Origin of the sequence: Pyxidicoccus trucidator, assembly GCF_010894435.1 — a bacterium.
In the GTDB taxonomy this organism is placed as follows: Bacteria; Myxococcota; Myxococcia; order Myxococcales; family Myxococcaceae; genus Myxococcus; species Myxococcus trucidator.
This window is the reverse complement of sequence record NZ_JAAIXZ010000033.1, coordinates 30,037-47,973: the sequence shown is the minus strand read 5'-3', so window position 1 is coordinate 47,973 and position 17,937 is coordinate 30,037. Positions and strand designations below refer to the sequence as shown.

The window sequence follows — 17,937 nt, the reverse complement described above, 5'->3', positions numbered from 1 at the left end:
CCACCCTGGTGCGCCTGTCCGAGCGGCGCCATGTCCTGCTCGTCACCGTCCACCACATCGTCTCGGACGGCTGGTCCAATGGCATCCTCCTCCGTGAAGTCGGCGCGCTCTACACCGCGCTCTCTCAGGGCCTGCCCTCGCCCCTGGCGCCTCTGACGCTCCAGTACGCGGACTACGCCGTCTGGCAGCGCGGGTGGCTCCGAGACGAGGTGCTGGCGAAGCAGGTGGACTGGTGGAAGCACCAGCTCGAAGGCGTGCCGCATGCGCTGGAGGTCCCCACCGACAGGCCCCGCCCGCCCGTGCAGACGTCCCACGGCGCCACGGTGCCCGTGCGCTTCGGCCCGGAGCTCTCGGCGGCGCTCCACGCACTGTGCCGGCGTGAAGGGGTTACACCTTTCATGGCGTTGCTGTCCGGCTTCAGCGCACTGCTCTCGCGCTACTCCGGCCAGGACGACCTGGTGGTGGGCTCGCCCATCGCCAACCGGCAGCAGTCGGAGCTGGAGGACATCGTTGGCTTCTTCGCCAACACCCTGGCCCTGCGCACGCGGTTCCACCCGGGCCTGACCTTCCGCGAGCTGCTCGCTCAGGTGAAGGAGACGACGCTCGGCGCATATGCCCACCAGGACGTGCCCTTCGAGAAGCTGGTCGACGAGCTGCGCCCCGAGCGAGACCTGAGCCGCACTCCGCTCTTCCAGGTCCTGCTCACCCTGCAGAGCGACTCCAGGCAGCAGTCACAGGAGGGTGGCGGAGGGAGCGACGGCCCCCTGGAGCTGCGGCCGCTCGACGTGAACAGCGGCACCGCCAAGTTCGATCTGTCGCTGCTCCTGACGGACGCGACAGACGTGATCCTTGGCGAGCTCGAATACAACACCGACCTCTTCGATGGGGCGACGGCGCGGCGCATGGTCGCGCACCTCCAGCGGCTGCTGGAGGGCGCCGTGGCCGATGCAGGTCGGCCACTGTGGCGGCTACCCCTGCTTGGCACCGACGAGGAACGCCAACTGCTGGTGGCGTGGAACGACACGTCGCGCGAGCCGCACTCGCCCGTGGCCGTGCACCGACCCGTGGAGGCCCAGGCCGCACTCACCCCTCACGCGGTGGCCGTCACCGATGGCTCCCGCTCGCTCACCTACGCGCAGCTCGACTCGCGCGCCAACCAGCTGGCCCACCACCTCGTCTCTCTGGGCGTGCCCGTGGGTGGCACCGTCGCCCTGTGCCTGGACAAGAGCCTGGACATGGCCGTTGCCGTCCTCGCCTCCCTCAAGGCCGGCGCTTGCTACCTGCCCCTGGACCCCTCCTACCCCCCTGAGCGCCTCGCCTTCATGCTGGAGGACTCCGGCGCTCCCGTTGTCCTCACGCAGTCGCATCTGGCTTCCGTGCTACCCCAGGACTCGCGCGCACGCCGGGTGTCCGTGGACACGGAAGCCGAGGCCCTCTCACGACAGCCGACTCACGCACCGGCACGGAAGGTGTCCCCCGAGGCCACCTGCTACCTCATCTACACCTCCGGCAGCACCGGCAGGCCCAAGGGCGTCGCGCTTCCCCACCGCGCCCTTAGCCACCTGCTGGCGTGGCAGCTGCGCCAGTCCGCCAATCCCTCCGCCACCACGCTCCAGTTCGCCGCGCTCAGCTTCGACGTCTCCTTCCAGGAGCTGTTCAGCACCTGGTGGGCTGGCGGCACCCTGGTACTGCCCACCGGCGGCCTGCGCCAGGACATGCCCGCCCTGCTGACCTTCATGGACGCGCACGCGGTGGAACGACTGTTCCTTCCGTTCGTCGCCCTCCAGGCCCTGGCCGACGCGGTGGCCCACGGCGCTCAAGTGCCGCGTGCGCTGCGCGAGGTGGTGACGGCCGGCGAGCAACTCCAGGTGACGCCCGCCCTGGTGGCCTTCTTCGAGAGGCTTCCGGGCTGCGTGCTGGAGAACCAGTACGGCCCCTCCGAGACGCACGTCGTCTCCGTCCTCCGCCTGCAAGGGCCTCCGGCCTCCTGGCCCCGCCTTCCCTCCATTGGCGCTCCCCTGCCGCACACGCAGTTGTACGTGCTGGACGCGCATGGCCAACCCTGCCCCGTGGGCGTCCCCGGAGAGCTCTTCATCGGCGGCACGCATCTGGCTCACGGCTATGCCAGCAGGCCAGAGCTGACGGCGGAGAAATTCGTCCCCCTCCCCTTCAGCGACGTGCACGGCGCGCGCCTGTACCGCACCGGCGACTCCGCCCGCTGGAAGGCCGACGGCACCGTGGACTTCCTCGGCCGCCTCGACGGCCAGGTGAAGCTGCGCGGCTTCCGCATCGAGCTGGGTGAAGTGGAAGCCGCCCTGCGTGCCTTCCCCGGCATGCGTGACGCCGCCGCCGTGGTGCGCGAGGACTCGCCCGGCGACAAGCGCCTCGTTGGCTACCTCGTCACGGCACCCGTGACTCTTGGAGGGGATGACTCCGAATCCCAGGGGCTGCGTGCTGCTCAGACCGCGGAAGCGCTCGACACCGACGCCCTGCGCGCCTTCCTCCTCCAGCGGCTGCCCGAGTACATGGTGCCCTCCGCCTTTGTCTCCCTGGCGGCCCTGCCACTCACCCCCAGCGGCAAGCTCGCCCGCCGCATGCTGCCCGCTCCCGACGCCAACAGCCTGCGTGGCGACGCGCCCTTCACCGCACCGCGCACCCCCGAGGAGGAAAAGCTCGCGCCCCTCTTCTGTGAAGTGCTGCGGCTGCCCCGCGTCAGCGTCACCGACAACTTCTTCGCCCTGGGCGGCCACTCGCTGCTGGCCACCCAGGTCATCTCACGCGTGCGCTCCACCTTCGGCGTGGAGCTGCCGTTGCGCACGCTCTTCGAGGCGCCCACCGTTGCCGCCCTCGCCGCGCGCATCACCCAGGCGCTCCAGCAGACCCGGCAGGGACCCGAGGTGCCGCCACTGGTGCCCGTGCCTCGCACCGGCCCCCTGCCGCTCTCCTTCGCCCAGCAGCGCCTGTGGTTCATCGACCAGCTCCAGCCGGGCAGCCCCGTCTACAACATGCCGGCCGCGGTGCGCCTCACCGGGACTCTAGAGGTCGTCGCACTCGAACGTGCCCTGGGTGCGCTCGTCGAGCGCCATGAGTCCCTGCGCATCACCTTCGCCACGAACAACGGCGAACCCGTGCAGGTCATCCACCCCGCCGCCCCCCTCCCGCTGCCCCTGGTGGACCTGAGCGGGCAACCCACCGCCCCGCGCGAGGCGGAGACTCTTCGCCTGGCCACGGAGGAGGCCGGACGTCCCTTCGACCTCCAGCGAGGTCCCCTCTTCCGTGCCTCGCTCCTGCGACTGGCATCCGAGGAGCACGTGCTGCTGGTGACGATGCACCACATCGTCTCCGACGGCTGGTCCCTGGGCGTGCTCGTCCGTGAGCTGGCGGCGTTCTATGAGGCCTTCGCCTCGGGCATGGAGCCCCAGCTCCCGCCGCTGCCGGTGCAGTACGCCGACTACGCGATGTGGCAGCGCGACTGGCTGCGCGATGAGGCGCTCGAAGCCCAGCTCGGCTACTGGAAGCAGCAGCTCCGCGGCGCGCCCCAGGCCCTGGAGCTGCCCACCGACAAGCCCCGTCCGCCCGTGCAGACCTTCCGCGGCGCGACCCATCCCTTCCAGCTCCCGTCCGAGCTGTCGCAGCGGCTCGAAGCGCTCGCCCGCGAGCACGACACCACGCTCTTCATGGTGCTGCTGGCCGCCTGGCACACGCTGCTGCACCGCTACTCCGGCCAGGACGACCTCGTCGTCGGCTCGCCCATCGCAGGCCGCAACCGCTCGGAGACCGAGGGACTCATCGGCTTCTTCATCAACACCCTGGCCCTGCGCGCACGCATCTCCGAGCAGGACACCTTCGTGTCGCTGCTCGGTCAGGTGCGAGAGGCGACGCTCGGCGCCTACGGCCACCAGGACGTGCCCTTCGAGAAGCTGGTCGAGGTGCTCCAGCCCGCGCGAGACATGAGCCGCTCGCCGCTCTTCCAGGTGCTGTTCGTCCTGCAGAACCTGCCGGAGGCCCCGCTCACCCTCTCCCGCCTGACGCTCTCCGGAGTAGACACCGCGGGCAGCGTCGCGAAGTTCGAGCTGACGCTGGCGCTGACTCCCAGCCCCGAGGGTCTCATCGGCGCGCTCGGGTACAACACCGACCTGTTCGATGCGGCCACCGCCGCTCGCATGGCGGGCCACCTGCGCGTGGTCCTGGAATCCGCCGTCCGCGAACCGCGCCAGCGCGTCACCCTGCTGCCGCTGATGAGCGCCGCCGAGCAACGGCAGGTGCTGGTCGAGTGGAACGACACCGCCGCACCCTTCGAGGATGCCGCCTGCATCCATGAAGCGTTCGAGGCCCAGGCCACGAGAGCCCCTGACGCCGAGGCCCTGCGCTTCGGCGAGCTGTCGCTGAGCTACCGTGAGCTGGACGCGCGCGCCAACCAGCTCGCCCATGAACTGCGAGCCCAGGGCGTCCGCCCCGACACGCGCGTGGCCCTGTGCCTGGAGCGCTCTCTCGACCTCGTCATCGGCCTGCTCGGCGTGCTCAAGGCCGGGGGCGCCTACATCCCGCTGGACCCTGCCTACCCCCGTGAGCGCCTGGACTTCATGCTCCAGGACTCGGGTGCCACGGTGCTCCTCACGCACTCGCACCTGCGCGACTCGCTGCCTTCCGGATCCATCCGGGTGCTGGCGCTCGACACCCACGCGACGGCCCTCTCACGTCACCCGGACACCGCACCGGCGCGGTGGACCACACCCGACAACCTCGCGTACGTCATCTACACGTCGGGCAGCACCGGCCGTCCCAAGGGCGTCATGGTGCAGCACCGCTCCGTGCTCAACCTGCGTCATGCGCTGGCGCGCACTGTGTACGCAGGGCAGCCGTCCGGCCTGCGCGTCACCATGAACGCGCCGCTGGCTTTCGATGCTTCCGTCCAGCAGTGGGTGCAGCTGCTCGACGGCCATTGCCTGTGCATCGTCCCCGAAGCCACCCGGAGGGACGCGGACGCCCTGCGGCAGTGGCTGAAGCACCAGCGCGTGGACGTGCTCGACTGCACGCCCTCCCTGCTGCGCCTGCTGGTGCAGTCCGGACTGCTGCAAGACGAGGCCGCGCCACGGCTGCTGGTGCCCGGCGGTGAGCCCATTGACGACGCCTTGTGGCAGCACCTTGCCGCCGCGCCTCGCTCGCGCACCTTCAACGTCTACGGCCCCACCGAGTGCACGGTGGACTCCACTACCTTCGCGGTGCGCCCCGAGACGCGCCCCACCATTGGCGTCCCCCTGGCCAACGCCCACGTCTATGTGCTGGATGCCTTGTTGCGCCCGGTGCCCGTCGGTGTGCCGGGGGAGCTGTTCATCTCCGGCGCCGGCCTCGCCCGTGGCTACCTGGACCGTCCGGAGCTCACCGCCGATCGCTTCCTGCCTGATGCCTTCAGCTCCACCCCCGGCGCGCGCATGTACCGCACCGGAGACAAGGTGCGTTGGCTCGCCGATGGCACGCTCGACTTCCTGGGCCGCATCGACTTCCAGGTGAAGCTGCGCGGCTTCCGCATCGAGCTGGGTGAAATCGAGACCACCCTTGCCCAGCACCCGGCGGTGCGTCAGGCGCTCGTCATGGTGCGCGAGGACGTCCCCGGCGATCAGCGCCTGGTGGCCTACTTCACCTGTCACGACGCCGCGCCGGACAGCACTACCCTGCGCGACGTCCTGAAGCAGCGGCTGCCCGAGTACATGGTGCCCGGCGCCTTCATCGCCCTGGGCGCTTTCCCCCTGACACCCAACGGAAAGGTCGACCGCAGGGCATTGCCGGCACCGGGGACCACGGCCTCCGCTGGCACGTACGTGGCACCCGCCACCGAGACAGAAGAGCGGCTGGCCGCGCTCTGGACCGAGGTGCTGCGCGTGGAGAAGGTCGGCCGTCACGACGACTTCTTCGCGCTGGGCGGCCACTCGCTGCTGGCCACCCAGGTCGTCTCGCGCGTGCGCAGGGCCTTCGACGTCGAGCTGCCCCTGCGCGCCCTCTTCGAGGCCTCCACCGTCGCCACGCTGGCCCCGCGAATCGAGCGAGCCAGGGGCGAGCGAGACGGCCTGCAACCTCCGCCCCTGCTGAGCGTGCCGCGCACGGGCTCGCTGCCGCTATCCTTCGCGCAGCAGCGTCTGTGGTTCCTCGACCAGCTCGAGCCCGGCAGCGTGCAGTACAACATGCCCACCGCCCTCCTCCTGGAAGGCGCGCTGGACGTGCCCGCGCTGGAGCGCGCCTTCTCCGAAGTGGTCCGCCGCCACGAGTCGTTGCGCACCACCTTCGCCACCGACGCGGGCCAGCCCACTCAGGTCATCCACCCGGCCCGCGCCTTCGCGCTGCCCGTCGTGGACCTCACCGGCCTGCCGGAGACGGAGCGTCTGACCGAGGCCCGCCGGCTGGCCTCCGAGGACGCGCTGCGGCCCTTCAACCTGGCCACCGGTCCGCTGCTGCGCGTGAGCCTGCTGCGACTCGCCACACAGGAGTTCGCGCTGGTGCTCAACCTGCACCACATCGTCTCTGACGGTTGGTCTTCCGGCGTGCTGGTGCGTGAAGTCGTGGCCCTCTACGAGGCCTTCAGTGCGGGCCAGCCCTCGCCACTGCCGGAGCTGCCGGTGCAGTACGCCGACTACGCCGTCTGGCAGCGCCAGTGGCTCCAGGGCCCTGCTCTCGACAGGCAGCTGGGCTGGTGGAAGCAGCAACTGACAGGGGCACCTGCGCACCTGGAGCTGGCCACCGACTTCCCCCGCCCTCCTGTCCTCTCCCACCGGGGCGCCTCGGTGCCGATGCGTCTGCCCCGCGAGCTGAGCGAGGCCCTCAAGGCCCTGGCCCAGCGTGAGGGCGCCACGCCCTTCATGGTTCTGCTGGCCTCCTTCCAGGTGCTGCTCTCCCGCTATTCCGGCCAGGAGGATGTCGTCGTCGGCTCCCCCATCGCCGGCCGACGCCATGCCGAGACCGAAGGCCTCATCGGCTTCTTCGTCAACACGCTGGTGCTACGGGCCCGCACCGATGGCGCGTTGTCCTTCCTCCAGTTGCTGCGACAGGTGCGGGAGACCACCCTGGGTGCCTACGAGCACCAGGACGTGCCCTTCGAGAAGCTGGTGGAGGAACTCCAACCGGCGCGCGACTTGAGCCGCTCGCCGCTGTTCCAGACCCTCTTCACGCTGCAGAACACCCCGGTACAGGACGTCGTTCGCCCGTCACTCGCCCTACGATCCCTGGAGAGCAGTGGCTCGGGCGCAGCCAAGTTCGAGCTGATGCTCAACCTCGCCGAGACGCCTGACGGCTTCGCTGGCCAGGTCCAGTTCAACGCGGACCTCTTCGCGGAGACGACGGGCCTGCGGATGGCCCAGCACCTCCAGGTGCTGCTGGAGGCCATCGCCGCCAATCCGGAGCAGCGCCTGTCCGAGCTGCCCCTGTTGACCGCCACCGAGCGTCAGCAGGTGCTGCAAGCCTGGAATGACACCAGCGCCAACGTCCCCGTCGACTCCTGCGTCCACCACGTCTTCGAGTTGCAGGCCGAGCGCACGCCCGACGCCCCCGCCGTCAGCTTCGAGGACTCCGTCCTCTCCTTCTCCCAGCTCAACTCGCGCGCCAACCAGTTGGCCTGGCACCTGCGCTCGCTCGGCGTCGGCCCCGACGTCCCCGTGGCCCTCTGCTTCGAGCGTTCCGTCGACATGGTGGTCGCCCTGCTCGGTGTCATGAAGGCGGGCGGCGGCTACGTCCCGCTGGACCCGGCCTGGCCCTCTCAGCGCCTCGACTTCACCCTCTTGGACTGCGCCGCCCCCGTCCTCCTCACCCAGCAGAGACTGGCGGGCATCTGGACTCCGCCCCAAGGCACGGAGGTGCTGTGCCTCGACTCGGCGGAAGCGCTGCCCGCCTCGCTGCCCACTCACAACCCCGCGCCCTCGGCCACCGCCAGCAACCTCGCCTACGTCATCTACACCTCGGGCAGCACCGGCACGCCCAAGGGCGTCATGGTGCAACACCGCTCCGTCCTCAACCTGCGACATGCCCTCGCGCGCACCGTCTACGCGGGGCAGCCCGCCGGCCTGCGCGTCAGTGTGAATGCGCCGCTCGCCTTCGACGGCTCCGTCAAGCAGTTGGTGCAACTGCTCGACGGCCACTGCCTGTGCATCGTCCCCGACGCCACCCGGCAGGACGCCGACGCCCTGCGCCAGTGGCTGAAGCACCAGCGCGTCGACGTACTCGACTGCACGCCTTCGCTGCTGCGGTTGCTGGTGCAGACAGGCCTGCTGCGCGACGAGTCCGCCCCGCGCCTGCTGGTGCCCGGAGGCGAGGCCATTGACGAAGCCCTCTGGCAGCAACTCGCCGCCGCGCCTCGCACCCGCACCTTCAACGTCTACGGCCCCACCGAGTGCACCGTCGACTCCACCGCCTTCGCCGTGCGCCCCGAGACGCGCCCCACCATTGGTGGGCCTCTAGCCAACGTCCACGTCTACGTCCTCGACTCCCACCTGCGCCCGGTGCCCGTCGGCGTGCCTGGAGAGCTCTTCATCTCCGGTGCCGGCCTCGCCCGTGGCTACCTGCGCCGCCCCGCCCTCACCGCAGAGCGCTTCCTGCCCGACGCCTTCAGCTCCACCCCTGGCGCTCGCATGTATCGCACCGGCGACAAGGTGCGCTGGCTGGCCGACGGCACCCTCGACTACCTGGGCCGCACCGACTTCCAGGTGAAGCTGCGTGGCTTCCGCATCGAGCTCGGCGAAATCGAAGCCGCCCTCGCTCAGCTTCCGGGCGTGCGGCAATCCCTCGTCCTCGTACGCGAGGACGTGCCCGGCAACCCGCGCCTGGTGGCCTGGTTCACCCACCACGAGGCCGCACCCGACTCCGCCTCCCTGCGCGCCTCCCTCAAGCAGCGGCTGCCCGAGTACATGGTGCCCGGCGCCTTCATCGCCCTGGACGCCTTCCCCCTCACTCCCAACGGCAAGGTCGACCGCAAGGCCCTGCCTGCGCCGGACGTCTCCGCCTCGGCCGCCACTTACGAGGCGCCCGCCACGCCTACCGAGCAGCAGCTGGCCACCTTGTGGGCCGAGGTGCTGCGCGTGGAGAAGGTCGGCCGCCACGACGACTTCTTCGCGCTGGGCGGCCACTCGCTGCTGGCCACCCAGGTCGTCTCTCGCGTGCGCCAGTCCTTCGACGTCGAGCTGCCTCTGCGTGCGCTCTTCGAGGCCCCCACCCTCGCTTCGCTCGCCCTTCGGGTGGAGGAGACCACTCACGGTTCCTCCATGCCCGCGCTGCGTCCGATGGCGCGGACAGGCCGCCCGCCGCTCTCCTTCGCCCAACAGCGCCTCTGGTTCATCGACCAGCTCGAACCCGGCGGCGTGCAGTACAACATGCCCACGGCCCTGCGCCTCGAAGGCGCGCTGGACGTGGAGTCCCTGGAGCGCGCCTTCTCCGAAGTGGTCCGCCGCCACGAGTCGCTGCGCACCACCTTCACCACCGACGCAGGCCAGCCGACCCAGCTCATCCACTCCCCCTCCGCGCTGAAGCTCGCGGTGGTGGACCTGACAGGCGTTCCCGAGGCCCGGCGTGAACAGGAGGCAAGCCGCCTCGCGACCGAAGACGCGCTGAGCCCCTTCCAGCTCGCCACCGGACCGTTGTTGCGCGTCACCCTCCTACGCCTGGGAGAGCACCAGCACGCGCTGCTCCTGAACCTGCACCACATCGTCTCCGACGGCTGGTCTTCCAGCGTGCTGGTGCGCGAAGTCGTGGCCCTCTACGAGGCCTTCAGCGCGGGCCAGCCCTCGCCACTGCCCGAACTGCCAGTGCAGTACGCCGACTACGCCATCTGGCAACGCGGGTGGCTCCAGGGTCCTGCCCTCGACAGGCAGCTGGGCTGGTGGAAGCAGCAGCTCACGGGTGCGCCGCCGCACCTGGAGCTGGCCACCGACTTCCCCCGCCCTCCTGTCCTCTCCCACCGGGGCGCCTCGGTGCCGGTGCGCCTTCCCCGCGATCTGAGCGAGGCCCTCAAGGCCCTGGCCCAGCGCGAGGGCGCCACGCCCTTCATGCTGCTGCTGGCCTCCTTCCAGGTGCTGCTCTCCCGCTATTCCGGCCAGGAGGACGTCGTCGTCGGCTCCCCCATCGCCGGCCGCCGTCATGCGGAGACCGAAGGCCTCATCGGCTTCTTCATCAACACCCTCGTGCTGCGCGCTCGCACTGAAGGCGGTTTGTCCTTCCTCCAGTTGCTGCGGCAGGTGCGTGAGACCACCCTGGGCGCCTACGAGCACCAAGACGTGCCCTTCGAGAAGCTGGTGGAGGAGCTCCACCCGGCGCGGGACCTGAGCCGCACACCGCTCTTCCAGTCGTTCTTTACCCTGCAGAACACCCCGACGCAGGAAGTGCACCTGCCCTCCCTGTCGCTCCGGCCCCTGGATGTCGCTGGTGGTGGGGTGGCCAAGTTCGAGCTCAACCTCCACCTCGTCGAAACACTCCAGGGCTTCGCGGGCACGCTGCAACGCAACGTGGATCTCTTCACGGAGGCCTCCGCCACGCGTCTGGTTCGGCACCTCCAGGTGCTGCTGGAGGCCATCGCCGCCAATCCGGAGCAGCGCCTTTCCGAGCTGCCCCTGCTGACCGCCACCGAGCGTCAGCAGGTGCTGCGCGGTTGGAACGAGACCGCCGCGGATGTTGCCGTCGACTCCTGCTTCCACCACGCCTTCGAGCTCCAGGCCGCGCGCACGCCCGACGCCCCCGCCGTCAGCTTCGAGGACTCCGTCCTCTCCTTCGACCAGCTCAACTCGCGCGCCAACCAGTTGGCCTGGCACCTGCGCTCGCTCGGCGTCGGCCCCGACGTCCCCGTGGCCCTCTGCTTCGAGCGCTCCGTCGACATGGTGGTCGCCCTGCTCGGCGTCATGAAAGCAGGCGGCGGCTACGTCCCGTTGGACCCGGCCTGGCCCTCTCAGCGCCTCGACTTCACCCTCCTGGACTGCGCGGCCCCCGTCCTCCTCACCCAGCAGAGACTGGCGGGCATCTGGACTCCGCCCCAGGGCACGCAGGTGCTGTGCCTCGACTCGGCGGAAGCGCTGCCCGCCTCGCTGCCCACTCACAACCCCGCGCCCTCGGCCACCGCCAGCAACCTCGCCTACGTCATCTACACCTCGGGCAGTACCGGCACGCCCAAGGGCGTCATGGTGCAACACCGCTCCGTCCTCAACCTGCGCCACGCCCTGGCTCGCACCGTCTACTCGGGGCAGCCCACCAGCCTGCGCGTCAGCGTCAATGCGCCGCTGGCCTTTGACGGCTCCGTCAAGCAGTTGGTGCAACTGCTCGACGGCCACTGCCTGTGCATCGTTCCCGACGCCACCCGGCAGGATGCAGACGCCCTGCGCCAGTGGCTGAAGCGCCAGCGCGTTGACGTGCTCGACTGCACCCCTTCCCTGCTTCGGCTGCTGGTGCAGGAAGGCCTGCTGCGCGACGAGTCCGCCCCGCGCCTGCTGGTGCCCGGCGGTGAGGCCATTGACGAGGCCCTCTGGCAGCAGCTTGCCGCCGCGCCGCGTACGCGCACCTTCAACGTCTACGGCCCCACCGAGTGCACGGTGGACTCCACTGCCTTCGCCGTGCGCCCCGAGACGCGCCCCACCATTGGTGTGCCTCTGGCCAACGTCCACGTCTACGTGCTGGATGGGCAACTGCGGCCCGTGCCCGTCGGCGTGCCCGGAGAGCTCTTCATCTCCGGCGCGGGCCTCGCCCGTGGCTACCTGCGCCGCCCCGCCCTCACCGCAGAGCGCTTCCTGCCCGACGCCTTCAGCCCCACCCCCGGCGCTCGCATGTACCGCACCGGCGACAAGGTGCGCTGGCTGGCCGACGGCACCCTCGACTACCTGGGCCGCACCGACTTCCAGGTGAAGCTGCGTGGCTTCCGCATCGAGTTGGGTGAAATCGAAGCCGCCCTCGCTCAGCTTCCGGGCGTGCGCCAATCCCTCGTCCTCGTGCGCGAGGACGTGCCCGGCAACCCGCGCCTGGTGGCCTGGTTCACCCACCACGAGGCCGCACCCGACTCCGCCTCCCTGCGCACCGCTCTCAAGCAGCGGCTGCCCGAGTACATGGTGCCCGGCGTCTTCATCGCCCTGGACGCCTTCCCCCTCACTCCCAACGGAAAGGTGGACCGCAAGGCCCTTCCCGCTCCGGAGTCCTCCGCCTCCGCTGCTACCTACGAAGCCCCCGCCACGCCTACCGAGCAGCAACTGGCCACCTTGTGGGCCGAGGTGCTGCGCGTGGAGAAGGTCGGCCGCCACGACGACTTCTTCGCGCTGGGCGGCCACTCGCTGCTGGCCACCCAGGTCGTCTCGCGCGTGCGCCAGTCCTTCGACGTCGAGCTGCCCCTGCGGGCCCTCTTCGAGGCTCCCACCCTCGCTTCGCTCGCCCTCCGAGTGGAGGAGACCACTCACGGCTCCTCCCTGCCTGCGCTGCGTCCGATGGTGCGGACAGGCCGCCCGCCGCTCTCCTTCGCCCAGCAGCGCCTCTGGTTCATCGACCAGCTCGAACCCGGCGGCGTGCAGTACAACATGCCCACCGCGCTCCTCTTGGAAGGCGCGCTGGACGTGCCCGCGCTGGAGCGCGCCTTCTCCGAAGTGGTCCGCCGCCACGAGTCGCTGCGCACCACCTTCACCACCGAGTCAGGCCAGCCGACGCAGGTCATCCACCCGGCCCAAGCCATCGCGCTGCCCGTCGTGGACCTCACCGGCCTGCCGGAGACGGAGCGTCTGGTCGAGGCCCGCCGGCTGGCCTCCGAGGACGCGCTGCGGCCCTTCAACCTGGCCACCGGTCCGCTGCTCCGCGTGAGCCTGCTGCGACTCGCCGCACAGGAGTTCGCGCTGGTGCTCAACCTGCACCACATCGTCTCCGACGGTTGGTCTTCCGGCGTGCTGGTGCGTGAAGTCGTGGCCCTCTACGAGGCCTTCAGTGCGGGTCAGCCCTCGCCGCTGCCCGAACTGTCAGTGCAGTACGCCGACTACGCCGTCTGGCAGCGCCAATGGCTCCAGGGCCCTGCTCTCGACAGGCAGCTGGGCTGGTGGAAGCAGCAACTGACAGGAGCACCTGCGCACCTGGAGCTGGCCACCGATTTCCCGCGCCCACCCGTCCTCTCCCACCGGGGCGCCTCGGTGCCGGTGCGCCTGCCCCGCGAGTTGAGCGAGGCCCTCAAGGCCCTGGCCCAGCGTGAGGGCGCGACGCCCTTCATGCTGCTGCTGGCCTCCTTCCAGGTGCTGCTCTCCCGCTATTCCGGCCAGGAGGATGTCGTCGTCGGCTCCCCCATCGCCGGTCGCCGCCATGCGGAGACCGAGAGCCTCATCGGCTTCTTCGTCAACACGCTGGTGCTACGGGCCCGCACCGAGGGCTCGCTGTCCTTCCTCCAACTGCTGCGACAGGTGCGGGAAACGACCCTGGGCGCCTACGAGCACCAGGACGTGCCCTTCGAGAAGCTGGTGGAGGAACTCCAACCGGCGCGCGACTTGAGCCGCTCGCCACTCTTCCAGACGTTCTTCGCCCTTCAGAACACCCCGACGCAGGACGTCGTTCGTCCGTCACTCTCCTTGCGGTCCCTGGAGAGCAGTGGCTCGGACGCGGCCAAGTTCGAGCTGATGCTCAACCTCGCCGAGACGCCTGATGGCTTCGTGGGCGCCCTGCAACGCAACGTGGATCTCTTCACGGAGGCCACCGCCACGCGTCTGGTTCGGCACCTCCAGGTGCTGCTGGAGGCCATCGTCTCCCATCCGGAGCAGCGCCTGTCCGAGCTGCCCCTGCTGACCGCCGCCGAGCGCCAGCAGATGTTGCAGGCCTGGAACGACACCGCCGCAGACGTGGCCGTCGACTCCTGCTTCCACCACGCCTTCGAGCTCCAGGTCGCCAGGACTCCCGACGCTCCCGCCGTCACCTTCGAGGACTCCGTCCTCTCCTTCTCCCAGCTCAACGCGCGCGCCAACCAGTTGGCCTGGCACCTGCGCTCGCTGGGGGTCGGCCCGGAAGTGCCCGTGGCCCTCTGCTTCGAGCGGTCCATCGACATGCTCGTCGCCTTGTTCGGCGTCATGAAGGCGGGCGGCGGCTACGTCCCGCTGGACCCGGCCTGGCCCGCCCAGCGCCTCGACTTCACCCTCCTGGACTGCGCGGCCCCCGTCCTCCTCACCCAGCAAAAGCTGGTGGGCGCCTGGACTCCGCCCCAGGGCACGCAGGTGCTGTGCCTCGACTCGGCGGAAGCGCTGCCCATCTCGCTGCCGACGCACAATCCCCCGCCCTCGGCCACTGCCGACAACCTCGCGTACGTCATCTACACCTCCGGCAGCACCGGCACGCCCAAGGGCGTCATGGTGCAGCACCGCTCCATGCTCAACCTGCGCCATGCCCTGGCGCGCAAGGTGTTCGCTGGGGAGCCCGCGGGCCTACGCGCCAGCCTGAATGCACCGCTGGCCTTCGATGCCTCCGTCCAGCAGATGGTGCAGCTGCTCGACGGCCACTGCATGTGCATCGTCCCCGACGCCACCCGGCAGGATGTGGACGCCCTGCGCCAGTGGATAAAGCACCAGCGGGTGGACGTGTTCGAGTCCACGCCTGCCCTGCTGCGGCTGCTGGTGCAGTCCGGCCTGCTTCAGGACGAGTCCGCCCCGCGCCTGCTGTTGCCCGGCGGCGAGGCCATTGACGAAGCCCTCTGGCAGCAACTGGCGGCCGCGCCTCGCACCCGTACCTTCAACCTCTACGGCCCCACCGAGTGCACCGTCGAATCCACCGCCTTCGTGGTGCGCCCCGAGACGCGTCCCACCATCGGTGGCCCCCTGGCCAACGTGAAGGTCTACGTGCTGGATGCCGGGTTGCGCCTGGTGCCCGTCGGAGTGCCGGGAGAACTCTTCATCTCGGGTGCCGGCCTCGCTCGTGGCTACCTGCGCCGCCCGGAGCTCACCGCCGAGCGCTTCCTGCCCGACGCCTTCAGCGCAACCCCTGGCGCTCGCATGTACCGCACCGGGGACAAGGTGCGCTGGCTGCCTGACGGCACGCTCGACTTCATGGGCCGCGTCGACTTCCAGGTGAAGCTGCGTGGCTTCCGCATCGAACTGGGCGAAATCGAGGCCACCCTCGCCCAGCACCCGGCGGTAGATCAGGCGCTCGTCCTGATGCGCGAGGACGTCCCCGGCAACCCGCGCCTGGTGGCGTACTTCACCTACCAGGACGCCGCACCGGACGCCGCCGCCCTGCGTGCGGCCCTCAAGCAGCGGCTGCCCGAGTACATGGTGCCTGGCGCCTTCATCGCCCTGGACGCCTTCCCGCTGATGTCCAGCGGCAAGGTGGACCGCAAGGCGCTTCCCGCGCCGGAGTCCTCCGCCTCGGCCTCCACCTACGAGGCGCCCGCCACACCGACGGAGCAGCGGTTGGCCGCACTCTGGGCCGAGGTGCTGCACGTGGAGAAGGTCGGCCGTCACGATGACTTCTTCGCGCTGGGAGGCCATTCGCTGCTCGCCACCCAGGTCTTCTCGCGCGTGCGTCAGTCGTTCGACGTCGAGCTGCCGCTGCGCGCGCTCTTCGAGGCTTCCACCGTCGCCGCACTGGCCCCGCGCATCGAGGACGCTCGGCGGGAGCGGGACGGAGTGAGACTCCCGCCACTGCTGCCGGTCCCCCGCGGCGGCGCACTGCCGCTGTCCTTCGCCCAGCAGCGCCTCTGGTTCCTGGACCGGCTGCAGCCCGGCAGCGCGTTCTACAACATCCCCTCCGCGATGCAGCTCGACGGTGCGCTGGACATCCCGGCCCTCAAGCGCGCCCTCCAGGGACTCGTCCAACGACATGAAGCACTGCGCACCAGCTTCCACACGCTGGAGGACGGCTCGCCCGTCCAACACCTCCACCCGGAAGTCCTGCTGCCGTTGACGCGGGTGGACCTCGGCCACCTTCCCGAGCCCGAGCAGGAAGCCGCCGCCCGCGAACAGGCTGCCCTGGAAGCGCAGAAGCCCTTCGACCTGACGAAGGCTCCATTGATGCGCACCACCCTGGTGCACCTGTCCGAGCGGCGCCATGTCCTGCTCGTCACCGTCCACCACGTCGTCTCGGACGGCTGGTCCAACGGCATCCTCGTTCGTGAAGTCGGCGCGCTCTACACGGCGTTCTCCCAGGGGCTGCCCTCCCCACTGGCGCCGCTGGCACTCCAATACGCGGACTATGCCGTCTGGCAGCGTGGGTGGCTGCGAAACGAAGTGCTGGCGAAGCAGGTGTCCTGGTGGAAGCGCCAGCTCGAAGGCGCACCGCATGCGCTGGAGCTTCCTACCGACAGGCCCCGTCCACCCGTGCAGACGGACCGCGGCGCGACGGTGCCCGTGCACCTCGGGCCGGAGCTCTCCGCCGCCTTCTACGCCCTGTGCCGGCGCGAGGGCGTCACCCCCTTCATGGCGCTGCTGTCCATCTTCAGCGTGTTGCTCTCGCGTTACTCCGGCCAGGACGACGTGGTGGTGGGCTCGCCCATCGCCAACCGGCAGCGGGCCGAGCTGGAGGGCCTGGTTGGATTCTTCGTCAACACCCTGGCCCTGCGCACGCGGCTCCGCCCGGACATGACCTTCCGCGAGCTGCTCGCGCAGGTGCGCGAGTCAACGCTCGATGCGTACGCCCACCAGGACGTGCCCTTCGAGAAGCTGGTCGACGAGCTGCGCCCCGAGCGGGACCTGAGCCGCACTCCACTCTTCCAGGTCCTGCTCGCCTTGCAGAACACGCCGAGGGACCCGTCGCGGGGTGATGGCGACGCAGTCGAAAGCGCCCTGGAGCTGCGGCCCATGGCGGCACCCAGTGGAACCGCCAAGTTCGACCTGTCCCTGATGATGGCGGACTCCGGCGACGAGCTTCACGGCGCCATCCAGTACAACACCGACCTCTTCGATGAGGCGACGGCGCGGCGCATGGGGGACCACCTCCAGCGGCTGCTCACGTCTGTCTCGGCCGACGCAAGCCAGCCGCTGTGGCGCCTGCCGATGCTGGGCGAGGTCGAGCAGCGCCAGTTGCTGCTGGAGTGGAACGACACCTCGCGCGAGCCGCACGCGCCCGTGGCCGTGCACCGTCCCGTCGAGGCCCAGGCCGCACGCACCCCGCACACGGTGGCCGTCACGGATGGCACCCACTCGCTCACCTACGCGCAGCTCGACTCGCGCGCCAACCAACTGGCTCACCACCTCGTCTCTCTGGACGTGCCCGCCGGTGGCACCGTGGGCCTGTGCCTCGACAAGAGCCTCGACATGGCTGTCGCCGTCCTCGCCACCCTCAAGGCCGGTGCTTCCTACCTCCCGCTCGACCCGTCCTACCCCGCCGAGCGGCTGGCCTTCATGCTGGAGGACTCCGGCGCTCCCGTCGTCCTCACCCAGTCGCACCTGGCTGCCGTGCTACCCCAGGACTCGCGCACCCGCCGGGTGTCCGTGGACACGGAAGCCGAGGCCCTCTCACGACAGCCGACTCACGCACCGGCACGGAAGGTGTCCCCCGAGGCCACCTGCTACCTCATCTACACCTCCGGCAGCACCGGCAGGCCCAAGGGCGTCGCGCTTCCCCACCGCGCCCTTAGCCACCTGCTGGCGTGGCAGCTGCGCCAGTCCGCCAATCCCTCCGCCACCACGCTCCAGTTCGCCGCGCTCAGCTTCGACGTCTCCTTCCAGGAGCTGTTCAGCACCTGGTGGGCTGGCGGCACCCTGGTACTGCCCACCGGCGGCCTGCGCCAGGACATGCCCGCCCTGCTGACCTTCATGGACGCGCACGCGGTGGAACGACTGTTCCTTCCGTTCGTCGCCCTCCAGGCCCTGGCCGACGCGGTGGCCCACGGCGCTCAAGTGCCGCGTGCGCTGCGCGAGGTGGTGACGGCCGGCGAGCAACTCCAGGTGACGCCCGCCCTGGTGGCCTTCTTCGAGAGGCTTCCGGGCTGCGTGCTGGAGAACCAGTACGGCCCCTCCGAGACGCACGTCGTCTCCG

1 protein-coding gene (only partly in view) is annotated in these 17,937 nt (G+C 70.1%); it reads left to right on the top strand.

The features are described 5' to 3' along the window. Positions 1–17,937 carry part of the coding region annotated (locus G4D85_RS46900) for a non-ribosomal peptide synthase/polyketide synthase (protein WP_164021371.1) on the top strand (this coding region is incomplete at its 3' end). The annotated region extends 13,135 nt beyond the left edge of the window, so 17,937 of the 31,072 annotated nt are shown.